Annotated in this window: 20 protein-coding genes; 9 read left to right on the forward strand and 11 right to left on the reverse strand. The window is 47.2% G+C overall.

Annotation, left to right across the window (positions count from 1 at the left end; all coding sequences use genetic code 11):
- Positions 1-111 precede the first annotated feature (111 nt).
- Positions 112-1,716 carry a photosynthetic/respiratory NAD(P)H-quinone oxidoreductase subunit D1 gene (gene ndhD1, locus OU814_RS23110; RefSeq protein ID WP_268242224.1) on the reverse strand — a complete coding sequence of 535 codons (1,605 nt, stop codon included), beginning with the start codon at positions 1,714-1,716 and terminating at the stop codon, positions 112-114.
- A 151-nt stretch (positions 1,717-1,867) separates the two neighbouring features.
- On the reverse strand, positions 1,868-3,940 hold the full coding sequence (locus OU814_RS23115; protein ID WP_268242225.1) for an NAD(P)H-quinone oxidoreductase subunit 5: 2,073 nt from the start codon (positions 3,938-3,940) through the stop codon (positions 1,868-1,870).
- Between the two features lie 301 nt (positions 3,941-4,241).
- On the opposite strand from OU814_RS23115, the gene OU814_RS23120 reads away from it, so the two are divergent.
- Positions 4,242-6,017, forward strand: coding sequence for an autotransporter domain-containing protein (locus tag OU814_RS23120; protein ID WP_268242226.1), 1,776 nt, complete (start codon positions 4,242-4,244; stop codon positions 6,015-6,017).
- 106 nt (positions 6,018-6,123) lie between these two features.
- Here the strand turns inward: OU814_RS23120 and OU814_RS23125 are convergent, their stop codons facing one another.
- The 3 genes from OU814_RS23125 to OU814_RS23135 form a co-directional block, all read right to left on the reverse strand.
- Entirely contained in the window at positions 6,124-6,720 is a 597-nt protein-coding gene (locus OU814_RS23125) for a hypothetical protein (RefSeq protein WP_017291215.1), read from the reverse strand.
- A gap of 106 nt (positions 6,721-6,826) precedes the next feature.
- Complete coding sequence (locus OU814_RS23130; protein WP_268242227.1) at positions 6,827-8,077, reverse strand: glutathionylspermidine synthase family protein; 1,251 nt, start codon at positions 8,075-8,077, stop codon at positions 6,827-6,829.
- Positions 8,074-8,358: a hypothetical protein gene (locus tag OU814_RS23135; protein WP_144056291.1), complete on the reverse strand. Its 285-nt coding sequence runs from the start codon at positions 8,356-8,358 to the stop codon at positions 8,074-8,076. Before OU814_RS23135 ends, OU814_RS23130 begins: the two co-directional genes overlap by 4 nt.
- A 149-nt stretch (positions 8,359-8,507) precedes the next feature.
- Here OU814_RS23135 and OU814_RS23140 point away from each other — a divergent pair, with 149 nt between their 5' ends.
- The gene (locus OU814_RS23140) at positions 8,508-10,601 is read left to right on the forward strand and encodes a S8 family serine peptidase (protein ID WP_017291212.1); all 2,094 of its coding nucleotides are present in this window, start codon (positions 8,508-8,510) and stop codon (positions 10,599-10,601) included.
- A gap of 610 nt (positions 10,602-11,211) precedes the next feature.
- Here OU814_RS23140 and OU814_RS23145 read toward each other — a convergent pair.
- Both OU814_RS23145 and OU814_RS23150 read right to left on the reverse strand, forming a co-directional pair.
- Positions 11,212-11,562, reverse strand: coding sequence for a hypothetical protein (locus tag OU814_RS23145; protein ID WP_268242228.1), 351 nt, complete (start codon positions 11,560-11,562; stop codon positions 11,212-11,214).
- Positions 11,538-11,897, reverse strand: coding sequence for a DUF5674 family protein (locus OU814_RS23150; RefSeq protein ID WP_268242229.1), 360 nt, complete (start codon positions 11,895-11,897; stop codon positions 11,538-11,540). Before OU814_RS23150 ends, OU814_RS23145 begins: the two co-directional genes overlap by 25 nt.
- Positions 11,898-12,280: 383 nt before the next feature.
- Here OU814_RS23150 and secY point away from each other — a divergent pair, with 383 nt between their 5' ends.
- The 4 genes from secY (at position 12,281) to OU814_RS23170 (ending at position 15,889) form a co-directional block, all read left to right on the forward strand.
- Positions 12,281-13,585, forward strand: a complete 1,305-nt coding sequence (gene secY / locus OU814_RS23155) for a preprotein translocase subunit SecY (RefSeq protein ID WP_017291208.1) — start codon at positions 12,281-12,283, stop codon at positions 13,583-13,585.
- The gene (locus OU814_RS23160; RefSeq protein WP_017291207.1) at positions 13,585-14,136 is read left to right on the forward strand and encodes an adenylate kinase; all 552 of its coding nucleotides are present in this window, start codon (positions 13,585-13,587) and stop codon (positions 14,134-14,136) included. Before secY ends, OU814_RS23160 begins: the two co-directional genes overlap by 1 nt.
- 142 nt (positions 14,137-14,278) lie before the next feature.
- Positions 14,279-14,710 carry a hypothetical protein gene (locus OU814_RS23165; protein ID WP_268242230.1) on the forward strand — a complete coding sequence of 144 codons (432 nt, stop codon included), beginning with the start codon at positions 14,279-14,281 and terminating at the stop codon, positions 14,708-14,710.
- Positions 14,711-15,889: a cation:proton antiporter gene (locus OU814_RS23170; protein ID WP_268242231.1), complete on the forward strand. Its 1,179-nt coding sequence runs from the start codon at positions 14,711-14,713 to the stop codon at positions 15,887-15,889.
- Here the strand turns inward: OU814_RS23170 and OU814_RS23175 are convergent.
- Together OU814_RS23175 and OU814_RS23180 are read right to left on the reverse strand one after the other, a co-directional pair.
- The gene (locus OU814_RS23175) at positions 15,886-17,850 is read right to left on the reverse strand and encodes an FHA domain-containing protein (protein WP_268242232.1); all 1,965 of its coding nucleotides are present in this window, start codon (positions 17,848-17,850) and stop codon (positions 15,886-15,888) included. The two genes, OU814_RS23170 and OU814_RS23175, sit on opposite strands and share 4 nt — an antisense overlap.
- 12 nt (positions 17,851-17,862) lie before the next feature.
- Positions 17,863-18,390, reverse strand: coding sequence for an FHA domain-containing protein (locus tag OU814_RS23180; RefSeq protein ID WP_268242233.1), 528 nt, complete (start codon positions 18,388-18,390; stop codon positions 17,863-17,865).
- 363 nt (positions 18,391-18,753) lie between these two features.
- On the opposite strand from OU814_RS23180, the gene OU814_RS23185 reads away from it, so the two are divergent.
- The gene (locus OU814_RS23185; protein WP_268242234.1) at positions 18,754-18,990 is read left to right on the forward strand and encodes a hypothetical protein; all 237 of its coding nucleotides are present in this window, start codon (positions 18,754-18,756) and stop codon (positions 18,988-18,990) included.
- A gap of 63 nt (positions 18,991-19,053) precedes the next feature.
- Here OU814_RS23185 and pntB read toward each other — a convergent pair whose 3' ends face one another.
- Together pntB and pntA are read right to left on the reverse strand one after the other, a co-directional pair.
- Positions 19,054-20,442: a Re/Si-specific NAD(P)(+) transhydrogenase subunit beta gene (gene pntB / locus OU814_RS23190; protein ID WP_268242235.1), complete on the reverse strand. Its 1,389-nt coding sequence runs from the start codon at positions 20,440-20,442 to the stop codon at positions 19,054-19,056.
- Between the two features lie 9 nt (positions 20,443-20,451).
- Complete coding sequence (gene pntA / locus OU814_RS23195; RefSeq protein WP_268242236.1) at positions 20,452-22,152, reverse strand: Re/Si-specific NAD(P)(+) transhydrogenase subunit alpha; 1,701 nt, start codon at positions 22,150-22,152, stop codon at positions 20,452-20,454.
- A 400-nt stretch (positions 22,153-22,552) separates the two neighbouring features.
- Here pntA and OU814_RS23200 point away from each other — a divergent pair, with 400 nt between their 5' ends.
- Both OU814_RS23200 and rpmH read left to right on the forward strand, forming a co-directional pair.
- Positions 22,553-23,086 carry a DUF2808 domain-containing protein gene (locus OU814_RS23200; protein ID WP_199329648.1) on the forward strand — a complete coding sequence of 178 codons (534 nt, stop codon included), beginning with the start codon at positions 22,553-22,555 and terminating at the stop codon, positions 23,084-23,086.
- Between the two features lie 90 nt (positions 23,087-23,176).
- Positions 23,177-23,323 carry a 50S ribosomal protein L34 gene (gene rpmH / locus OU814_RS23205; RefSeq protein WP_026149018.1) on the forward strand — a complete coding sequence of 49 codons (147 nt, stop codon included), beginning with the start codon at positions 23,177-23,179 and terminating at the stop codon, positions 23,321-23,323.

Genomic DNA, 23,323 nt, shown 5'->3' on the forward strand with positions numbered 1-23,323 from the left:
GGGGGGTAGCAACCATGATTTCAGATCTTCACTTTTATCCCCTATCCCTCTATCTCCCCATCGAATTTAGGTGAACTACTTGGAGATGATTAGAGAGTTGAATCTAGCACATTAGCGAATCGAAGGAGCCGAGACTGCTGGCGTGATAGCAGCTTTGCTGTCGCTGAGCGCGATCGCATCTGCTCCCTTGCGATCTGCTAAGGTCGGTACTTCATCTCGCAGACGTGCTGTTAACTGCAAAGTTTTCGAGTCATAAATCTGCGTCAGCATTTTCGGATAGAAGCCGATGCCGATAATGGGAACCAGCAACGAAGCAATGATAAATACCTCACGCGGCTCTGCATCGATCAGATTTTCGTGTGACGTTAACTCTTTATTTTCAGGACCGTAGAAGATCTCACGCAGCATCGACAATAGATAAATCGGGGTGAGAATGACTCCGATCGCAGCCAGGGCCACGACAATTACCCGGAACGTCATGCTGTAAGCATCACTGGTTGCAAACCCAACAAACACCATCAATTCCGCTACAAATCCGCTCATTCCAGGCAATGCCAAGGATGCGAGCGAACATGCCGTAAACATCGAGAAGATCCTCGGCATCTGTTTACCAACGCCGCCCATCTCGTCCAGCATCAAGGTGTGAGTACGATCGTAAGTTGCTCCCACTAAGAAGAACAAACTCGCTCCGATCAAACCATGCGACACCATTTGTAGCACTGCACCGCTTAAGCCTAAATCAGTAAACGATGCGATCCCAATCAGCACAAAGCCCATATGGGAGATCGAAGAGTAAGCAATTTTCCGCTTGAGGTTGCGTTGTGCAAATGAAGTTAATGCCGCGTAAATGATATTCACGACACCCAGAATCACTAGTGCTGGAGCCACGATCGCATGAGCCGCAGGCAGCATTTCTGCATTCATCCGAATCAAGGCATATCCGCCCATCTTTAAGAGAATTCCAGCCAGCAACATATGCACGGGTGCAGTTGCTTCTCCATGAGCGTCCGGCAACCACGTATGCAACGGGATAATCGGCAACTTCACCGCATAAGCGATTAAGAAAGCCGCATAAATCCATAACTGAAAGTTGACCGGGAAGCCTCGATGCGCCAAGGTTTGCATATCAAACGAAGGCGTATCGCCATAAAACGCCATCGCTAAAGCGGCAACCAAAATGAACAGCGAACCGCCTGCGGTGTACAAGATAAACTTTGTTGCTGCATACAACCGCTTTTTCCCGCCCCAAATTGCCAGCAAGAAATAGACCGGAACGAGTTCTAATTCCCACGCTAGGAAGAACAGCAGTAGATCTTGAACGGCAAATACAGCGATCTGTCCGCCGTACATTGCCAACATGAGGAAATAAAATAGGCGTGGCTTGAAGGTCACAGGCCATGCTGCCAAAATTGCCAATGTCGTAATAAATCCAGTCAGAATCACCAACGGCATCGACAGCCCATCCACGCCAACTGACCAATTGAGATCAATTTGAGGAATCCAGGCATAGCGCTCGACGAGCTGCATCTCTGGGTTGGAGAAATCGTACTGGGTGTAGAACGTATAGACAATGAGCAGAAAATCAAGCAATCCGACAATTAGGGAATACCAGCGAACGGTTTTGCCATCTTTGTCGGGGAGGAAGGGAATGGCGAGTGACGCAACGATCGGGAAAAGAATGATCGTGGTCAGCCAAGGAAAATTTGCTGTCACCATGCGTACTGTTAAGATTTGTTTATGAGTAGCAAAAGAATTCGTATGGATTCGTGATATGACAATCCTAGTCGGTTCTTTTTGAAACCTCAGGATTGTTAAGACTATTTGCAGATGGAGCAGGGTGAGGCGAACCCCACCCTGTGCCAGCTAATCAGGTGATACCGGAGAAGACGACTAATCCTAGAACTGCGATGAAGATAATCAGCGCATAGAATTGAGCGCGCCCATTCTCGAAGTATTTCAGTCCTTCACCAGTTAAGACGGTGGCGAGTCCAGCGAGGTTGACGACCCCATCTACGACTTTGGAATCCACTTCTAGAACTTGGCGAGCCAAGCGGCGGCTTCCCATCACAAACACTTCGTTGTAAATCTCGTCGAAGTACCATTTGTTCTTGGACAAGCGATATAACGCAGGGAATTTGGCTGCGATCGCGCTGGGATCGATTTTGCCTCGCAGATACATCAGCGAGGCCAACGTGATTCCAATCAAAGCGATCCCAACTGAATTTCCGCCCATGATCAGGAATTCCGTCAGGTTTTCCTCACCCGCTTCCGCCGCAACTTGTACAGCCTCGCTCGGTGCATGGATGAAATGTTCAAAGTAGTTTGCGAACGGCGTTCCGACTAAACCAATCAGCATGGATGGAATTGCCAGAATCATCAACGGCAGCGTCATCGTAATCGGAGATTCATGCGGTTCGCTGTCGTGGTGATGATCGTGATCATGATCATCTGCGGGTGCTTCGATCGTGAGTTCACGGGGATCCATTGCTCCAGGACCAAAGGCTAAACCTGCGAGTTGAAGCTGCTCGTTTTTGATGGTTTGTTTGACATCAGCGCTCTCGCCGCGAAATTCGCCTTCAAACGTTGTGAAGTACATTCGGAACATGTAGAACGCTGTGATGCCAGCCGTTGACCAGGCGATCGCCCACATCACCGGATTGACAGCAAAGGTCGAACCCAAAATTTCATCTTTCGACCAGAATCCAGCAAAAGGTGGAATTCCACAAATTGCTAACGTTCCAATCAAGAAGGTCGTGGCAGTAATCGGCATGTATTTCCGCAAACCGCCCATCATTCTCATATCTTGAGCGTAGGCTGCATCGTGACCAACCACTGCTTCCATGCCGTGGATCACTGAGCCGGAACCTAAGAACAGCATTGCCTTGAAATAAGCGTGAGTCATCAGGTGGAATAATCCAGCGCTATAAGCTCCAACGCCCATTGCCATCACCATGTAGCCAAGCTGCGACATCGTTGAATACGCTAAGCCTTTCTTGATGTCGTTTTGCGTAATCGCGATCGATGCTCCCAAAAAGGCAGTAAAGCATCCTGTCCAAGCGATCGTATCCATGACCACCGGAATGCCCTCAAAGACGGGGAACATCCGCGCGATCAAAAACACACCTGCTGCAACCATCGTCGCTGCGTGAATCAAGGCCGAAATCGGAGTCGGACCTTCCATTGCGTCTGGTAGCCACACATGCAAAGGAAACTGCGCCGATTTTGCGACTGGTCCTAAGAACACCAAAATCGCGAACAATGCTGCGATAAAGCCACTGAGCGATCCCGTTGCCACCATTTCTTGCAAGCGGGTGCCGATTTCTCCGAAGTCAAAACTTCGAGTTGCCCAGTACAAGCCCAAAATTCCAAGTAATAATCCAAAGTCACCGACTCGGTTGGTTACAAATGCCTTTTGACAAGCATCTGCCGCAGCTTTGCGGGAAAACCAGAACCCGATCAGCAAATACGAACACATCCCCACCAATTCCCAGAAGATGTAGACCTGTACCAGGTTTGGACTGATCACCAAGCCTAACATTGAGGAGCTGAAGAGGCTCAAATAAGCATAAAAGCGTACATAACCCGGATCGTGTGCCATGTAGCCATCGGTGTAGATCATCACCAAGAAAGCTACAGTCGTGACAACCACCAGCATCAGCGAGGAGAGTGGATCAATCACATATCCCATCGTTAGACGGAAATCTCCGGCTGCTGCCCACTCGATCGATTGAGTGTAGGGGGCATGTCCTTGAAATTGGCTCCAGAAGAGAGCAAACGCATAGGTCATCGCCGCGCCGATTAAGGACACAATGAAGATAGAGTTCGCTTTTCGGAGCTTGTTGACATCCTTATTGAAGGTAATCAGCCCGAAGCCCACTAACATCGCGCCTGCCAGGGGCAAGACGGGGATGAGCCAGGCGTATTGATAAATCGATTCCATCGCTCGCGCCCAAAGTTTAAGAGTTCGTTACATTACCAGAGTAGTCAATTTCGGTTGCCCTGGTTCATTCTGGATTGTAAGCCAGAGTTATCAATTTTCTTGATAGTCTCTATCATCCAGGATTTCCAATTTGTTTATAGACAACATCTGCATACAGAAGGGTAAAACTGGTAGATTCTCTTAACAATTCGCAGCAAAATTCAGCGATCTTTTAACTGCGTGAATAAAAATTGCGGCTCTAAAAGTCTCAGCTTTATCTGGTTTACACTCAGATTCGACATGCTGTGTAGCATTAAATACAATGAAACCCCAATTTTTTGCAGTTAAGCTGGCAATTCTCACCTGTTTAGTTCCGGTAAGTGCTCAGGCTCAAGCGATCGCAGGGTTTACAATTTTTGGTGACAGTCTTTCAGATAATGGCAATGCGTTTAGAAATACAAATGGTTTAGTTCCACCGAGTCCGCCATATGTAAATGGTCGTTTTACGAATGGAGTTGTTTGGATTGAAGATCTTGCGACAAAATTGAATTTGACCCCGACTACGATAAATTTTGCATTCGGCGGAGCCACAAGCGGCACTAACAATACCATTACGCCACTACTACCTGGGGTCACAACTCAGGTGAATGGCTTTTTACAATCTTCGCCTTCTGTTAGTCCAAGTCAGGCGTTTGTCGTTTGGGCAGGAGCGAATGATTATCTGGGCGGTGGAATCACAAATCCAGCGATCCCGGTTGGAAATATCGGTGCGATTTTGCAGCGTTTGACAGCAGCAGGAGCGAATACGCTAGTTGTACCGAATCTGCCGGATTTAGGGCGGGTTCCAGGGACGGTAGGAAATCCGGTGCAAAGTGCGGGATTGACGCAGCTTTCAACCGCGCATAATCAAGGATTGCAGGCTACTTTACGATCGCTTGCCCAAAGTAATCCGAATTTGAGCATTGTTCCGATCGACATTAATGCGCTATTTAACCAAGTTCTCAACGATCCGGCACGATTTGGCTTTACGAATGTCACGCAGGCTTGTCTTGGAACTGGTGCAAACTGCGACCAGTTTTTATTTTGGGATCAATTGCATCCGACAGCCAGAGGGCATCAGATTATTTCAGAATATGCGTTCTCGCTGTTGAGTGCGCCGTTGTCGATCGCGCCTCAGACTGAAATTGCATTAGGCGTGGCACGTCGTCCTTCCAGGGATTTAGACGGTCGAATTTTAGCGCTTCGGCAAAACCCTAACCCAGATCAAAAACTGGGCGTATTCGTGAATGGAGATTTCAATTTTGGGAATCGGGATAGCAACAACGGCATCATTGGCTACGATTTCGATACCAAGAGCGTCAGCGTTGGGGCAGATTATCGCGTGACCGATAACTTAGCTTTGGGCTTGGCATTGAACTATGGGCGAAACAATAGTGAGCTAAATAATAATCTGGGAGAAGTAGATGTGAGTAGCTTCTCGGTTTCAGCCTATGGCAGCTATAGCCAAGAGAAGTTCTATGCAGATACGTTGATCAATTTTGGATGGAATAAGTTTGACATTACACGAAACCTGAACGTGACTGGATTTCGTGCGGCGACTGCGGAACCGGATGGGAAGCAGTTCTCGGTTCGGTTTAATTCCGGATATAACCTTGGCTCAAACGAACTCTCAGTCGGTCCCATGGTCGGAGTGCGATATACCAAAGTGAAAATTGATGGTTACACCGAAAGAGATGGCAGCATTTTGAATCTGAATGTACCTGATCAAGAGGCGGATTCGGTGATTCTAAATATCGGCGCGCAGCTAGCTTATGATTTTCGTTCTCCTTCTGCAACCATTACGCCATTTATTGCAGCGAACTATGAACATGAATTTGCGAATGGTAGCCGCGAGATTGTGACGGAATTAGCGAGTCAGCCGGGGATTCCTAATCGAATTCGTACCGGAGAACCCGATCGAGATTTTGTCAGATTAAGTACTGGCGTGCAGGCGCAGTTTGCCAACAATCTTTCGGTTGGGGTTGGGTATGAGACGGTGTTAGGAAAACAAGATGTGAGTGATCATGCGGTGCAGGCGCAATTGCGATATCAATTTTGATTTCAGGACATTCTTTAGGAAGATCGCGTAGATCAAGATTAAAGCCGTGACGATCGTCGATCGTCACGGCTTTATTTAGCTTTGAACAAAATTTGCTCTGCTGATTTTACTGACCCGCACTTTGAGGCGGATCAACAAAGCCGAGTTCTTGCAGTTGTTGATAAGCTTGTTTGCCCAAATCCCGCGTCGGTTGTTGGCTACGGATAATTTGCACTAACAAAGGCACAGCCAATTCAGGCTGATTCATTGCCCGATGCGCTACCGCCAAGCGATAGGTTGCTTGATCTCGTAATTGTGCTGTCTCCAACGCTTTTTTCCGCTGGCTATCTGCGACACGAGTATCAATCCCAGAAAAGCTAGCTGCCAAATCTTGGTGGAAGTTGGACAACTGATTGTAGACTTGGCGAGCTTCTTGCAGCTTTTTCACCGCCAAAGGCATGTTCTGCGATCGAATCGCTTGCTCAGCTTCATTCATGAGCTTTTGCCCACCCTGTAAACTCAGAACACCCCCTTCACCCTGGGTCGCGGTCGGGCGCACCACATTTGGATCAGTCAGATCGATGGGACGGGGCTGACCTGCTCCGGGTGCAGGTTTGGGAGTCTGTGCTTGGACAGCAGGAGCCGCAAACATCACACCTGCAAGCATTGAGAGCGAAAGAATGCCAGAGATGGAAAGAGGTTGAATCGTTCTCAGATGAGCCATGAATAATTGCAGAATGTTTTTAATAGGACAACTTGGAACTCTCGGATCTTATCACTGAAGAATCCTTTTTCAAATGAAGTAAAAAAAATCCAAAAGTTCGTCCGATTTAATTCGCAATTCCGATTGGACACCAATAAGAATAGTCATCGGTTATTTTGCCTTCTGAAACACGAAGTCCGATTCCGGCGGGAACAAAATGATCCGTTCCATCGTTAAATAACCAGGTACTCCATAAGGCGGTCATCTCTTTATTCGCAAGGTCGATCGTCGGAAATTTCAAGAGTTCCTGATAGACATAAAATTGATCGGTGTACCAAGGATCTTGATTGGGGCTTTGGTCACTGATTTCCCCTGCAATTACGGAAAAACATCCTTCTCCTTGTCTGCCAAATACAGGTTTTCCAAAGTAAGTGTCACCCATTTCTTCAGAAGTTTGAACTGTTTTTGGAAACAAATCAAAGACGGTTTCAGCCTGTTCTGGAGAGAAGAAATCTAATCCCAAATCGGTAATTAAAGCGAAAATACTTTTTGGCTGCAATGCAAAAGCAGATGCAAAATTGACGATCACTAGCTTTCTTTTAAGAATCAATTCTTCTAGCGCTGACCAAAGTTCTTGACCGTTTGGATCGCGATCGAAAATTGCCCATTCGACCGGATACCACATAAATAAAATGTCGATCGCTTCTCCTGATCTCTCGTTAAACAAGTATTGATGATCTTTAATGCGAAGTTGTTCAATCTCAAAGACCTGATGCGGTTGATTGACAAATTTGCTCAGCCAGCGCATCGTTCCCATATCTTCGGGATTGTCCAGCGTGGTCATCGCAATGTTACAGCGATCGAGGGATTTCCCTAGCCAATTTGCAGCGCGTTTAATCGCTTGATTGATTGAATTTCTGAGAACTGATTGAATCTGAGTTTCAGCAGGTTTGAATCCAAAATGTTCTGCAACTTTTGCGTTGCCTTCTAAACATTCAAACCAGAAACTCGGGGTTTGAACATTCGCTTCAATGACTTTATAAACTTCTTCTTGTTCGTTCCAGCACCAATCGAGCCGCATACAAAACGGCGGCAATCCATCAAATTTGATCACTCGAACGGTTTCTTCTGGAAATCCATATTCGAGCAAGGTTTCTTCATCAAATCCACGAATTACTGACCAGAGATGACTCAGCACAGTGCCAACTCGTTCTGCTGCATCTTTCATCCGAGAAATTTGCTGTTGTGAAACGGGATGACAGTGATACAGCGCATACGGTTCTAGCGAAACGCCAGCGTTTGGAACGAGGTTGTACCAAGGCATTTGAAGTTGGCGGAAGAGACGATCGCGCTCTGTTCCAGTAAATAAACTACTCATCCTCCAGAACGACCTCCACCGAAGCTGCCAAATCCACTCCGGCCGGAAGCTGGACTAGACACGCGGCTTCCAGACGAGCTACTTCCGCCAGAACGATAGGAGCTACCTGAAGAACTCCCGCCTGAATAACTTCCGCCTGTCGGTGAGCATCCGGGAGGAAGATATCCTTGAGCATTAGGTTGGCAGTTCTGTGTCGAAGAAGATGAACAGGCTGTAAAAAGCGAGAGTATCATGGAGGACACTGCCAAGCTACACAGCACTTGATAGCGATTAGATTTCATAGATTTCCTGTGAACAGGCACATATATATGTCAGATACAAGCTAATCTCAAGATTCCCGAATCGTTGAGGTTAAAAACCGTAAAGCAGTCGCGAAATTCAGTGAGCGACAATTGAAATTGAATCAGTGAAACCGTTGGAGAACAGCGCCATGACGAACGCATCTACCCCTCAAGGAAATGCCAGTATTCCTGATGAGAATCGCGGCAAAATTCTACAACGCGGTGGAGAAGAATTACTGGTTGAAAAATTAGACGATCGCTTTGCAGTGAATGCGACTTCTAAACAGCAGGCTTGGGATCTGGTGAATAAAGTTCCAGTCCAGATCAACCCGGGTGCGGCTCCTCCTCAATTGACAGAATTTATTGTCGATCCGGCACAAAAAGATCAAGTCTTAAATCAAGTTCGCTCTGATGCTCAGGTGAACTATGCGAGTCATGTTTATCAGGTTCAGGGTAGCCCTGGTTCTCAACTTTATGTGACGAATCAAATTACGATTCAATTCGATCCTGCTGTCAAAGCTGAAACGATGAGCGCGATCGCGCAAGAATTTGGTTTAGAACAGGTGAAACAGATTGCAGGAATTCCAAATACTTTCGTGTTTCAACTGACCGCAGATTCAAAAGAGAATCCGCTGAAAATTACAAATCGTCTCATTTCGCGATCGGAGATTCTTACTGCCGAACCTAATATCATTGTTCGCCAGCAAGCGCATTATCGCCCCAAAGATTCGCTGTATTCAAAGCAATGGCATCTGAATCATTCAGGCGGGCAAGATCTGGCAACTGGAGCGCATGTATTTGCCGAGCAAGCTTGGGATATCACACGTGGAAGTCGATCGATTGTGGTTGCTGTGATGGATGATGCTATTGATCTGGGTCATCCTGACTTTCAAGGCTTGGGTAAGGTTGTTGCGCCGAGGGACTTTAAGGGCAGAGACTTTAATCCGGCACCAGACGACTTGGGTGAAGATCATGGCACTTCTTGTGCAGGCGTTGCGGTCGCTGAAGAGAATGGATTTGGGACAGTGGGAGCGGCTCCGGGCTGTGCTTTGATGCCGATTCGGACAACTGGATTCTTGGATGATCAAACGATCGAGGATTTATTTGGTTGGGCAGTCGATCGAGGTGCTTCAGTCATTTCTTGCAGTTGGGGACCGAGTGCTGTTTACTATCCGTTATCTTTGCGCCAAAGAGCAGCAATTACTCGTGCTGCGACTGAAGGGCGGGATGGAAAAGGCTGTGTAATTGTCTTCGCTGCCGGCAATGCCAATCGTCCGACCAATGGAACGATTAATGAATCGGGCTGGCGGAACAATGCAATTAGCGGTAGGACGAGTTGGTTAGGTGGTTTTACTGTACATCCTGACGTGATCGCGGTTTCGGCTTCTACTAGCTTGAATAAGAAAGCAGCCTATAGTAACTGGGGGGCTGAAATTTCAGTGTGTGCGCCGAGTAACAATGCTCCTCCCGGAATGGGACTGCCGGGAATTGGGTATGTGGCAACGCCTCCAGAAGTTCGGACTGCACTGCGCGGTTTGGGGATTGTCACTGCCGATCGACGAGGAAACGAGGGCTATGATACGGGCGATTTTACTTACGGATTTGGTGGAACGTCGAGTGCTTGCCCTTTGGTTGCAGGCGTTGCTGCATTAGTACTGTCTGCAAATCCAGATCTGACGGCTCAAGAAGTGCGTCAAATCTTGCAACAAACCGCCGATAAGATTGTTGATCCAGATCCAGATCCGCAGTTTGGACTGCGCAAAGGAACGTATGAAGCGAGCGGTCGCTGTGATTGGTTTGGCTATGGGAAAGTTAATGCGGCGAAAGCAACTCAAGCCGCGATCGCGAGAAGAGTCTCGTTAACGGTTGCGCGATCGCTGGTGGTTGAGAATAGCAAGATGGTGATGATTCCTGACAATAGCTCGGTTGGAATTGCGAGCGAAATTCAGATCAACGAGTTTGCAACGATCAAAGATATTCAAGTCACCGTCAACATTACACACGATTTCCTGGGTGATATTGAAGTCAGTTTAGTTTCGCCTTCAGGCAGCGAAACGTTACTCCAAGGTCGCACGCTCGGACGGCAGACGGTGCTGAATCGAACTTATTCTCTGCAAACGACACCGCCGTTGAGAAGAATGCTAGGACAGCCAGTACAAGGGCGTTGGCAGTTGCGAGTGGTCGATGCGATCGCAAATGATACCGGGATTATCAATAGCTGGAAATTAGCGATCGGGGTTTGATTTGGCAGTTAAAGAACATACCTAAATATGGAAAGTAAAAGGGTGAAGATATGTTCTTCACCCTTCAGCTAATTTGGCAAAAATCGGAGTGAATGGCGGCTATAGGAAACCCTTCCCAAGTTTTGCCGCAGCTCTGATTGGTGTTGTTATAGCTCTTGATGGCGGAAATATAATCTCGGCGACTAGACAGGCAGGAGGAGCAGCTTTAGTAAAAACTCTCGCCCCTTTGACAACACCTTTGACAACACGTTTTGGTTTGAAGCCCATGACTTTCTTTTCTCCTAATTAAGAGCGGTTAACATTCTTGAAAGTAACTGTTGATAGTTATGCAACTTTGAAAGGCAAGGAATTGCAGTCATTCTCAACATCAGAAATGCAGGGGCTTTGTAAGTTGTTCTAAGTATAACGTGTAAAAAAACACTCAGCATTAGAGAAAGCCGATCCATCTGAGTGCAGTAATTTCGTCTGAATTTGCAACACTTCAGACGATGCAAAAGAGCCTTGTATCTGAGTGTTTTGCATGAAGAATTAGTGCTGTTTGTAGCCTAGTTGCAGCAATCTCATAGTGTGTTTTGTAGGGCAAAAAACTAAACCATTATTGAGGTCTACCCTAATGCGCTACGCAAATCTGGAGTCGATCGCTCCACTGTTGCGCCAATTTTCCTAGAGAAGCACGATCGCTTTCCCAAATCTTGTCCCAATCTAATTTCCACTCGCTTAACTGACGCTGTAGATCAACTAATTCAGTTGCAATCTGAAAATCAGTTTCTAAATCGATCGTGGGTACTGTCCATTCAATTAAATACTGGCTCTCTCGCACCAAATGCCGTGCGACCTGTCCATCCTCGCCACTATTCGCCAGGGTTTGAATTCTGGTCAAATTCAGCGTGATACTTTCCAACTGAGCCGCACGATTTGTTTGCAGGTAACGTTGCTTTAAAGCATCCCAGTTGATTCCCATTGCACACCACCTAATAATCGATAAACAACTTCATCAATCTGCGATCGAATTCTCGGATCTTCTACGTTCATCGAGCGATTATTTGCACTTGCTCGAATATTAATAATTGATTCATACCCAACGGTCTGGCTGAATGGATACCAATCTGCTCCCCAGAGGTCAGATTGTCGGCTTCCATCTCTCAGCAAAAATTTCTCGCAATCTGCATGAAGTTCTCCGCCTCCTGCCAGTATTCCTTGCTCTACATCTACTGCCAACTTAACATAGATACCTAATTCTTCTAGCATTGAAGTCATTTGCTCAGAAGTTGCACGAGTCCGAATAATCTCAATCATATCGATCTAATCAATACCGACAATCCTGCGTAAGAACTCGTTTCTTCAACAGAATGCTGCTCACTAATTCTATTTTCTCACTTTATAGAGGATAGGCTCGGTAGAAATCATTTTGCGATCGCAAATGATACCGGGATTATCAATAGCTGGAAATTAGCGATCGGGGTTTAGCTGCTGCCAGATCCGGTGATGCGTCGAACTGAAATTCTCGCTCCGCCGGATGGATTCATCGTCATCCTTCACGCTTGAACCGCTAAAATATAGGATGTTCGTCGTTTTGGCGGCTCAACTTGGGCTGAAAAAGCGCATAAAACTAACTTTATTCAACTTGGATTTGGGGCAGAGTCCGCAAATCCAAATTGCTGTCACGAGGAATTCCTTATATGGTCGAGAGTCGAGATAGAACGCCCACCGCCCAGGAAACCTTTGCTCAAATGGCACAGGCGGCTGGATTGCGGGGACGGATACTGGTAACGATCGGGCTTTTGGTGTTCGTTCGACTGGGAATTTTTATCCCGCTTCCCGGTATCGATCGAGCCGCCTTTTCACAAGCGATTCAAAGCAATAGTGCGCTGAGTTTTGTAGACTTATTCGCCGGGGGCGGTTTGAGAACCTTGGGTCTATTTGCCCTAGGGATTCTTCCCTTCATTAACGCCTCGATTATTATTCAACTGCTCACGGCTGCGATTCCTTCTCTAGAAGACTTGCAGAAGAATGAAGGCGAGGCAGGTCGGCGGAAGATTTCCCAGATTACCCGCTATGTGTCCGCCGGGTGGGCTGTGGTGCAAAGTACGCTTTTAACGATCGGGTTATTACGACCGTTCGCTGAAAGCTGGAGTCCCATGTTCGTTGTGGAAACCGTGTTGGCGTTGACGGCTGGCTCTATGTTTGTCATGTGGGCAGGCGAACTGATCACCGAACGCGGTATTGGTAACGGTGCTTCCCTGTTGATTTTCTTGAACATTGTTGCCACTTTGCCGAATACATTAGGTCAGGCATTCGACTTAGCGCAAACGGGCGATCGTGCAGTCGTCAGTAGTGTCGTAATTCTCCTGCTAGTCTTCCTGGCAATGGTGGTTGGGATTGTCTTCGTTCAGGAAGGGACAAGACGGATTCCGATCATTTCAGCGCGTCGGCAAGTTGGACGACGCGTCATGATGGAAAGAAGCAGTTATCTGCCCTTACGCCTCAACCAAGGCGGTGTAATGCCGATCATTTTTGCCTCGACCGTGTTGACGATTCCGGTGATTATTGCCCAATCGTTTAATAATGCAGATCTGGCAAACTTCATTGGCAAATATTTAGGTCCGGCTTCGATTTGGCATAACTTGCTGTACTTTGTGCTGATTCTGTTCTTTAGCTTTTTCTATGCGTCGCTGATTATGCAGCCGGATGATATGGCGAAGAACTTGAAAAAAATGGGATCGAGTATTCCGGGGATTCGTCCGGGGAATGCAACCACGGAGTACATTGAGGGCGTACTGAATCGTTTGACCTTCTTAGGTGCTATCTTCTTAGGAATCGTGGCGATCGTGCCTTCGATTATCGAAAATGCTACGCCTGTTAAGGTTTTCCAAGGCTTTGGGGCGACTTCATTGTTGATTTTGGTCGGGGTCGCGATCGACACTGCTAAACAGATCCAGACATATGTGATCTCTCAACGTTATGAAGGAATGGTGAAACAATAGTGGCGCGACTGATTTTTGTAGGACCTCCCGGAGCCGGAAAAGGGACTCAATCCAAGTTTTTGGCGGATGCTCATCAGATTCCGCATATCTCGACTGGAGATATTCTCCGGGAGTCCGTGGCTGCGAAAACGTCGCTCGGTGTGCAGGCTCAAGGCTATATGGATCGCGGGGAATTAGTTCCGGATCAGTTAGTGATTGATTTGATTCGGGAACGTCTGAGCAAGCCGGATGCACAATCGGGCTGGATTTTGGATGGATTTCCTCGCAATGTGGCACAGGCTGAGTTCTTAGATGCCTTGCTGAGCGAGTTACATCAAGGCTGCGATCGAGTGGTGAATTTTGATGTTCCAGATCCGGTACTGCTGGTTCGGCTTTTGAGCCGGGGTCGGAAGGATGATAACGAAGAAACGATTCGTCGTCGTCTAGAAGTCTATCGAGAGCAGACTGCACCCTTGATTAGCTACTATGAGTCTCAGCAGAAGTTAGTCACAGTCAATGGTGATCAATCGATGGATGAAGTCGCTGCAGCATTGAATCAGGTTGTCGCTTAGCTTTGTTTGATGAAATGAACCTGGCTCGATCGAACAAATCGAGCCAGGTTTTTGTTTGTAAATCAATCTATCAATTTAGGCAGAAAGCACTGGGTGTAGCGGATATGATGCTCTTATTCATCCTGGAAACGAAAGCCTACCTATGACCCCAACGCTCTTTGGTCGATGGCAAACTCGCATTCTGCTGTTATCTACGATCGGGGTGTTCGTCACTCTTCCCTTCTCCCTAGGCATAATAGCTGAGCCATCGGGTAATTACCTTGGGATTCTGATTTGGATCGCAATTCTAGGATTAGGCTGGGATGTTCTGTACGACAGAATTCAAAAATTTCGCTGGGATCGGGATTGGCCCGCGAGTTTTCAGTTGCTTGCAGGAATCTGGGAAGGACTCTTTCTGCTCTTTGTGTTGAATGGACTGGAAATCGCTTTGCCTGGAGTTGAGAGCATCCCGATCGAGGTTGGTATCTTCATTTTCCATTACAGTCTTGTTTGGCTCACAGTGTTTATTGCTTCCCAGAGCCTGATGCGAGTTTTCTTTCCACGCTGGCGATTCCGTGGAGGTAAATGGCTCTAAATGTATGGAATTTTAAGCGTTGCAGGATTACCTTTAGCTGATCCAGTCTATCTTTTTAGCCTGATTCTTGGATTGATCTTTGTGGCAATGAAGCTTGCAACTTGGTTGCGGTTGCCGATGATCGTTCTCTTGATTGTATTCGGTGCGATCGTAGGAATGAATGGCTTGGGTTTGATCGCGCGGGATGCCCAACTGATTCTGCTAGAGCGAATTGGATTGCTCTACATTATGCTTTTAGCAGGACTAGGATTGCAGCTCGATTTCCTCCATCATGCAGGTAAGAAAGTCCTCACCTTTGGGCTGCTAACGTTTGGTGTGCCTTTTGCGATCGGCTTTGTGACTGGACAGGTTCTAACTCAGAATTTACTCGTTGCAGTACTGCTGGGGATTCTTTACTCGCCGCATACTTTAATGGCATATCCCATTGTTGTTGCATTTGGGATTGGGCAGCAAGAAGCAGTTTCTGTTGCAGTGGGCGGATCAATCATCACGACAGTTCTAACCCTAATGGCATATGCGATCGTGAAAGCAATTCAAGCCGGGGGAGTTGGGATCGACCTGTGGATCAAACTGCTTGTTCTGCTGCCGATCGTGATCGTTAGCTGCTTGAAAGGATTACAGTATCTAGCACAGCGGGTGATCAAAGATGAAACCCATCCTCAGCACGCATTCGTATTTGTGCTTGCGGCAATGTTTTTAACTGCAAGTCTGACTCATGCTATTGGCGTAGATGCTATTGTGGGTGCGTTTATTGCAGGGTTAGCTTTAAGTCGCTCCGTGCCGAGTCAGCTCATGCAGCAGCTTGAATTTGTGGGGAATAGCTTATTTATTCCGATTTTTGCTTTGTCGGTTGGCGTGTTATCTGATCCAAATGTCCTGATTCAGCATCCAGAAAACTTAGGTATTGCAGCTTTCGTGATTCTGGGTGCAGTTGGGGCAAAATTTTTAGCAGCTTGGCTGACTGGATATTGTTTTAAATATGATTGGGCAGCCATTTTTACGATGTTTGGCTTAACAATGTCGCGCTCGGCGTTAGTCCTCGTCATTGCTTTATTTGGTCGCAATGCTGGTTTACTTAGCTCCGGAGTGTTTAATGCGATCGTTGCTTACATTGCGGTCACTTGCTTAATCGGACCTGTCATTACAACCGTTGCAGGCAAAGCGATCGCCGCACGTTAGGGGGCTTGATTTTGAACCCAGCGTAACCATTGAGTAAACGATCTCAAACCATTCAAAGGCTTGATGCCCGGAACCTGCGCCGTGCTCAGATCATCGACGGCAACCAATGCTGCATACTGAAGTCCTAAGAAGCTATCGACGGCTGCATAGGGACCTCCCAAGGTCATTGCCCCTGCTGCATACATCCGTCCTGCACCATTTCTCATGCCATGCATTTCAAACTGATTTGAGACTGAGAGCCGTTTCGTGGGATTGAGATCGAGCTTATACCGCAGCACCAAATCTTTGAGCAAGGGGCTAAACTGAACCTCATTGGTGAGTCCTGTGGCATCAATCAAAAAATCGACTTTGATCATCTGCTCATTGTTCTGAGCTTCGGCTTTGTCTAATACATCAATGCGTAAGCGATCGTGCTCTCGCTGCAAATCCTTGATCTCGCCAAACAGAATCCGATACCAACCGGAACGAATCCCTTGATCAATCATGTCCTGCCAGTCGTGACGGTCTGCCGTAGTTGTCCCGCCCCAATCACTAAGTAACCGTTTCCGTTCTTCAGGGGGTGCTTTTTCTAAAGCTTCTCTAAGTTCACCGCCCCAACATGCTTTGGGCCAATTAAACGGCTGAAGCTCTTGGTGATTTTTCACAAGACGAGTTGAGCTTTGATAGCGATGTCCTTGAGAGACGGGCGATCGCATCATGTGAATCAACAGAATTTTCGTGTCTTCGTATTTTCGCATCTCATCAATGCGTTGAATGATCCGAGAGGCAACAATGCCCCGACCTTGCAACACAACAGTTCCGCCGCCTCGCTGTTTGAGTTGCTGATAGACATGTTGATGGTCTTCATAGGCATTGACAACTAAACGATCGTCAAATGCTTCTTGAGTCTTTTCACGATAGGTAGTCACAAGCGGCAGATAGCGCAGTGCAGGATATCCGATCGCGATCTGGACATAGCGCGCGACCAAATAATGGTAGCTCCGTCCACTCGCACTACTGCGTGAATAAGCAATCACATAGCGATCGTCCGTGGTTTTGCGAATGGCTCGTACATCACCATAGCGAAACATCTGCTGCCATCCCATTCGACGGGTTTCACGATCGATCGACGCAAAGACATTGCCCGACTTGGGTGTATAGGTTTCGATGCCTGTCGGCTCTGAAAAAACTTGGTATAGCAGCTTCAACGCATGACCAAGCTGACCTTTTCCCAAATCTGACCAAGCTTCTCGCAGTGCATAGCTAGGAAATCCCCAGATATTATCTGGGCAAGAATCCGAGTTCGATCGTAGTCGTTCATGCGGTGGAATTTGAGAAAATTCGCACAGTTGTTGATAGTTCCAATAGGGCTTCTGTTCTGAGTCGAAACGAAGCTTGCCCTGTTGATCGAATTGCACCTTACCTAAGACACGAATCTGATCGGCTCGAATTCCAGATAGCCTGAGCAAATTTGCCCAAATATAGCTCCCCAATCCACCGCCAACCGCTGCAAAATCAATTTGCTCAACCTCAATCCGATCTCGGTCTAAATCCGAGAGGGAAATGTGTTCAGCTTGAATGAACCAAGGAGGCGGAAAGCTAGATTGTGTGCGAGCAGGTGCAGGAGGTGCAGCAACAGAGATTCGCGACGGAAACTGGGTGCGAAGAATGGAAACCTGAAACGGACCCACTTGTAGCACATCGCCATCGACTAAATCTGCCTGCGTCTGAGCGCGACCATTCACAAAGAGTCCATTACTACTGTGTTGATCGCTGACTATCAAGTTCCCGTCTTTCCACTCGATCAGGGCATGAAACCGTGAAACTTGCAAGCTATTGAGAATCACATGCTGGCGATCAGGAATGCCCTGTTGGCGCATCGTTTCTGCACTTCGCCCAATGGCGATCGGAGTGACCGCAACGATTTCTTGCTCAGCTTCAGTAACAGGATCATTCCAAAAGAGAGTAACGGTAACTGGCATACTTTCGTTAGTTTAGGGAATATAGATAGAAGCTCCATGTAAAAAGAAGCCATCTTTCGGACAGCGTCCATTAAATTTCGTAGCTTCCTCGTAGGTATAGCCTGATGCACAGTGCGGGCAAGTCAGGGGTAAGGCGGATGTTGGAGCACCTTCCGCTTTGAGATCCGCAGGCGCGGTTGGAGCAATCACGATCGGGGTGTGGAGCACAACCGAGATCTGGAACACTCGTCTGCCGAGCTGCAATTCTCCATCATGATCAAGTGGCACAGGTACGTCATCCACCCAATTCCCGTACAGCTTAGGAGGATTGCTTTTGCCTTTGAGATTGCGGAGATAAAACTGGTCTGCAGGGGGGTCAAAGTAGATTTCGACATGTAACTTCGATACGGTTAAGTCTTCCTGTGTGATCGAAGGCAAGACTAAATCACAAGTGACTGGATCTCGACCAATTCGCAATTGCGGGTGAGCAATTCCAGGGTGAGTAGAGTAGAGAGTGCGAGTCATCGTGCCCTTGTTCCAGGTAAGAATCAACTCTTTCATGTTCGATGTCAATTTTCGATGTCAATTTTTATGAGAGTAGAACGGGGTAGTATCTCATCTTGCAATGACTACTGAATGCTGTAGAGCGATTCTGCATTGTTATGGTAAATTCTCATCACGGATGAGGACGTTGCTTGAATCTAGCGCTCTCCTACAATATTTATCACGCCGTCCTTTTTAGAAAACGTTACATCAACAAAATAATACAAACGAATTTGTAGAATAACTATCTCGTTGCATCCACAGATCTCGCTCAAAGCAGTCTCAGATCCGATCTCTCCAAATTCGTTGAGCCTTTGCTCCGGCTCAGCTTTACTTTTGGCTAGAATTGTCAACCCAATTGAATCCGATTGAAGTCAGCGTATGCAGATCCCCAACTATTACGCTCGCACGGAAACGAATCAATGCGATAACACTGTGTTTTTCTTGCTCGACGATCGAGCCGAACAGATTCCCGTTTTGGTGGTTGCAGATGGGATGGGAGGACATGAGCATGGCGAGGATGTCAGCTGTCAAGTCGTTTTAAAAGTAGAAGATTTTCTTAAGCTAAAAAAATCGCCTGTCGAATGCATTCAACGAGGCGATTACCATGACGTTTGACCTTGTAAAGACGTAAAAGCGTTTAAGCTCTTACGGTTGCTTCTTGATTCAGACGCAACGGGGTTAGGCGACGACTAATGCGTTGAGTTTGCTGAGAATTGCATCAGTGTTCTTCTTCGCATCGCCAAAAAGCATGTGAGTGTTTTCCTTGTAGAACAGGGGGTTTTCAACGCCTGCATATCCACTGCCTAAACTCCGCTTTAGCACGATCGTTGTTTTTGCTTTCCAAACTTCCAGAACAGGCATTCCCGCGATCGCACAATCTGGATCTTCGACAGCGCTAGGATTCACCGTATCATTTGCCCCAATCACTAAAACGACATCCGTTTCAGGAAAATCGTCATTGATTTCGTCCATTTCTAGCACAATATCATAGGGCACTTTTGCTTCTGCTAGTAACACATTCATATGTCCTGGAAGTCTTCCGGCAACCGGATGAATGCCAAACCGAACCTTGATTCCGCGATCGCGCAAAGTCTTTGTGATTTCAGAAATCGCATGCTGTGCTTGTGCAACTGCCATGCCGTAGCCTGGAACAATGATTACGCTACTAGCATTTTCTAATTGCTCGACTGTGTCTTCTAGCGAAATCGATTTCGCTTCTCCCGTCATCTCTTTTGCCTGAGTACTCTTCCCAGTTCCAAAGCCGCCCAAGATGACACTGATAAACGATCGATTCATTGCTTTACACATGATGTAACTCAGAATCGCGCCACTACTGCCAACTAATGCGCCCGTAATGATTAGCAAATCATTTGACAACATAAATCCAGCAGCAGCAGCAGCCCAGCCAGAGTAACTATTCAACATCGAAATCACGACGGGCATATCTGCACCCCCGATCGCCATCACCAGATGCACGCCGAGCACTCCAGCTAGCACACTCATGATCAGCAATGCCAGAGTCGAGTCATGATTCAAAAACTGTGCGCCCAAAGCAACACTCGCACCGAGTAAACCAAGGTTCAGAATGTGCCGTCCTGGAATCATTAACGGCTTACTGCTAACTAAGCCTCGAAGCTTACCAAAAGCAACGATCGAGCCTGTAAATGTCACCGCTCCGATAAATACACCGATAAAGACCTCGACTTGGTGAATCGTTGCTTCGGCTCCCGTTAAAGCCTGCGGTTGAAGATGATTCGCAATTCCAACCAGCACGGCTGCCATCCCGACAAAGCTATGCAGCATGGCAACTAGCTCAGGCATTTCAGTCATTGCAACTCGCCCTGCGAGAATTGCGCCGATAATTGCTCCCGGTACAATCACAGTGGCAAGAATTCCATACCCTGTCACATCACTGCGGAGAATGGTTGCGAGAAACGCGATCGCCATTCCAGCAATTCCATACCCATTCCCTTTCTGAGCCGTTTCCTGGTTAGAAAGTCCGCTCAAACTCAAAATGAACAAAGCACTCGCGGCAATGTACGCCACATTAGAAAGACTATCAAACATGGCTCACCTCTATTTCTGGAACATTTTGAGCATCCGCTGAGTGACTAAGAAGCCACCCGCGATATTGATGGTGCCGATCAGAATTGCGATCGCGCCTAAAATGGTCGTTGCAGAAGTGGCAGTTCCCGAAATCTGCAGCATTCCACCCAAGATGATAATGCCGCTAATCGCATTCGTCACACTCATCAAAGGCGTATGCAGTGCGGGTTTCACATTCCAAATCACTTGCCATCCCACAAAGCACGCCAGTACAAAGACGGTAAAGTGGCTGAGGAAAGATGCAGGCGCGATCGTGCCAATTCCAAGCAAGCCCAATCCGAAGAGAACTGTCCAAATCCAGCTTGTGGATTTGCGAACCTTTGAGACTTCAGCTTTGACTTCAACCTTCAAGGCTTCAGCTTTCGGTGCGGGTTCAACTTTCGAGGTGGGTTCAACTTTCGGCAAAGGCTCGACTTTTTCACCTTGATGTAGAACCAAAGCACCTCGAATCACTTCGTCTTCTAAATCCACGTGATAGTGATCATTTCTGCCCATGTCATCGAGCAAATGACACAGATTTTTGCCATAAAGCTGACTGGCTTGAGCCGCCATCCGACTCGGCAAATCCGTTAGACCAATGATCGTTACCCCATGATGCCGAGCAATCTGTCCCGGAGTTGTCACTTCGCAGTTTCCACCCTGCTCTGCTGCCAAATCAACGACAACTGAGCCTTCTTTCATGCTCTCTACCATTTCTTTGGTAATCAAGGTGGGAGCTTTCTTGCCGGGAATCAGAGCGGTTGTAATGATGATATCGACTTCTTTCGCCTGAGCCGCGAACAGTTCCATCTCTGCTTTGATAAATTCAGGACTCATGGTTTTGGCATAGCCGCCTTGTCCAGTGCCATCTTCCTCAAATTCCAATTCGAGGAATTCTGCCCCTAAGCTTTCCACTTGCTCTTTCACGACGGGGCGAGTATCGAAGGCGCGCACAATTGCACCGAGCGATCGCGCGGTTCCCACCGCTGCCAATCCGGCAACTCCTGCGCCAATTACCATTACCTTTGCAGGTGGAACCTTGCCCGCCGCCGTAATTTGTCCGGTAAAAAATCGTCCAAAATGTTCAGCCGCCTCAATCACCGCGCGATATCCAGCGATGTTTGCCATCGAACTCAAGGCATCTAATTTCTGAGCACGGCTGATCCGTGGCACCGCATCCATCGCGAGCACGGTCGCTTTACGATCGGCTAAATGCTTGATTAATTCTGGATTCTGAGCCGCCCAAATAAAACTAATTAAGGTTGCCCCTTCATGTAATAAATCGGCTTCATGTTTGTTTAAGCTGGAATTCCAAGTTGGCGGACGAACTTTCAGCACTAGATCTGCATAAGACCAGAGCGTTTCAGTATCGACAATGATTCGGCAACCGGCATCTAAATAAGCTTGATTTGAAAAGTTTGCAGCTTCTCCGGCTCCCGATTCAACTAATACTTCAAATCCATATTTCTGTAAAATCTGAGCCGTGTCAGGTGTTGCGGCGACTCGGCATTCGCCTAGATAAATCTCTTTTGGAATTCCAATTTTTCTATACAGGGCAGGGGTTTGATCGGGTGTCCGCTCTGCCCCTGATTCTTTATCGATCGCGATCGTCATAGCATCTCCTGATATGTGGAGGTTTGTAACAACATGTCCCTTAATTCCCAAGCCTTTCTCATTCATACTCGAAAACACAAGGCGAGGTGTCGCTTGTGTTTCAAAAAGTAATTTCTGAGGCAAAGGTTCAGAAATTATAGAGTCAGTATATGAGCGAGAAGATGTAAGTTTGTATGAGTTTAAATATCTGAAGAAAAATGCAAATCTAAATTAATAAAATTGCGATAAAAACATAGAGATTTACATAGAAATTTACAACTTTCAATACGTCTGATTCATTTCGAGCAGCGTTAAATACGCAAGATTTTGCCGACCTGGACTAATATTCTTGTTCTAAACTAGATAGAGATATTAATGAGATGTCTAACACTCGGGAACGAATCCTGGGCAAAACTCGTCGCCGTGGAGTAGCCCCTCACGCAACAGTTCCTGCTAATCTCAATGTTGAATGAACTTAACCCCTAATCTATTTTTTTCTATGCTGCTGAAAGGATGTTCAATGCGTCGCACGGTTTCAACTCTCGCGATTGCGGGAAGCTTAATCGCTGCGGCTCCCCTGGTTGCGTTCGCTCAAGGTCTGCCCGGATTGACAATCTTCAGCGGCGTTGAAGCGAAAAACCAACTCAGCTATCGACTCGACTTTGGTGGAAATAGCGGCTCCTGGGATCGCTATCGGTTTCGCATCGGGCGAGAAAAAGTGAAACTCGCGATCGCTCAATTTGCGATCGACTACCCCAACTACTTCAAAGGCACGTTCGATCCGAAAGAAGTTGAACTTTTAGTCAATGACAAAAAAGTTGAGATCGATGAAGTCAAATGGGAAAAAGAAAATTACGTGATTGAGATTTTCCCGAAAGAACCTGTTCCGGCAGGTTCCAATGTCGAAATCATCTTCTCAAACGTCAAGAATCCCAATAGCGGCGGCATGTTCTACTTCAACTGTCGCATCCTCACCCCTGGAGATGTTCCTCTTCTGCGGGATCTTGGGACCTGGATCGTTACGATTCAGTAACCGAAAATCATGATACTCTAGTAGACTGTGACTTTTCCCGCAGTCTACTATTTTTTTGCTTGGGATTTATTATTCACTGGAGCCACGGACATGACGAAGCGTACCCTCGGCGGAACAAGCCGCAAACGCAGACGAGTATCGGGATTTCGCGCTCGGATGCGAACCAAAAACGGACAGAAAGTCATTCAAGCGCGTCGTCGCAAAGGGCGGCTTCGCCTCTCGGTTTCGACTTCTTGA

Origin of the sequence: Leptolyngbya sp. GGD, assembly GCF_026735145.1 — a bacterium.
Lineage (GTDB): Bacteria > Cyanobacteriota > Cyanobacteriia > Leptolyngbyales > Leptolyngbyaceae > Leptolyngbya > Leptolyngbya boryana.

What these genes read in the sequence shown, in the direction of transcription:
- OU814_RS23140 (WP_017291212.1), top strand. Translation starts at nt 8,508, where the DNA reads ATGACGAACGCATCTACCCCTCAAGGAAATGCCAGTATTCCTGATGAG.
- OU814_RS23170 (WP_268242231.1), top strand. Translation starts at nt 14,711, where the DNA reads ATGTATGGAATTTTAAGCGTTGCAGGATTACCTTTAGCTGATCCAGTC.
- OU814_RS23185 (WP_268242234.1), top strand. Translation starts at nt 18,754, where the DNA reads ATGCAGATCCCCAACTATTACGCTCGCACGGAAACGAATCAATGCGAT.
- OU814_RS23165 (WP_268242230.1), top strand. Translation starts at nt 14,279, where the DNA reads ATGACCCCAACGCTCTTTGGTCGATGGCAAACTCGCATTCTGCTGTTA.
- OU814_RS23120 (WP_268242226.1), top strand. Translation starts at nt 4,242, where the DNA reads ATGAAACCCCAATTTTTTGCAGTTAAGCTGGCAATTCTCACCTGTTTA.
- OU814_RS23200 (WP_199329648.1), top strand. Translation starts at nt 22,553, where the DNA reads ATGCTGCTGAAAGGATGTTCAATGCGTCGCACGGTTTCAACTCTCGCG.
- pntB (WP_268242235.1), bottom strand. Translation starts at nt 20,442, where the DNA reads ATGTTTGATAGTCTTTCTAATGTGGCGTACATTGCCGCGAGTGCTTTG.
- OU814_RS23175 (WP_268242232.1), bottom strand. Translation starts at nt 17,850, where the DNA reads ATGCCAGTTACCGTTACTCTCTTTTGGAATGATCCTGTTACTGAAGCT.
- OU814_RS23125 (WP_017291215.1), bottom strand. Translation starts at nt 6,720, where the DNA reads ATGGCTCATCTGAGAACGATTCAACCTCTTTCCATCTCTGGCATTCTT.
- ndhD1 (WP_268242224.1), bottom strand. Translation starts at nt 1,716, where the DNA reads ATGGTGACAGCAAATTTTCCTTGGCTGACCACGATCATTCTTTTCCCG.
- secY (WP_017291208.1), top strand. Translation starts at nt 12,281, where the DNA reads ATGGTCGAGAGTCGAGATAGAACGCCCACCGCCCAGGAAACCTTTGCT.
- OU814_RS23115 (WP_268242225.1), bottom strand. Translation starts at nt 3,940, where the DNA reads ATGGAATCGATTTATCAATACGCCTGGCTCATCCCCGTCTTGCCCCTG.
- rpmH (WP_026149018.1), top strand. Translation starts at nt 23,177, where the DNA reads ATGACGAAGCGTACCCTCGGCGGAACAAGCCGCAAACGCAGACGAGTA.
- OU814_RS23135 (WP_144056291.1), bottom strand. Translation starts at nt 8,358, where the DNA reads ATGAAATCTAATCGCTATCAAGTGCTGTGTAGCTTGGCAGTGTCCTCC.
- OU814_RS23180 (WP_268242233.1), bottom strand. Translation starts at nt 18,390, where the DNA reads ATGAAAGAGTTGATTCTTACCTGGAACAAGGGCACGATGACTCGCACT.
- OU814_RS23130 (WP_268242227.1), bottom strand. Translation starts at nt 8,077, where the DNA reads ATGAGTAGTTTATTTACTGGAACAGAGCGCGATCGTCTCTTCCGCCAA.
- OU814_RS23145 (WP_268242228.1), bottom strand. Translation starts at nt 11,562, where the DNA reads ATGGGAATCAACTGGGATGCTTTAAAGCAACGTTACCTGCAAACAAAT.
- OU814_RS23150 (WP_268242229.1), bottom strand. Translation starts at nt 11,897, where the DNA reads ATGATTGAGATTATTCGGACTCGTGCAACTTCTGAGCAAATGACTTCA.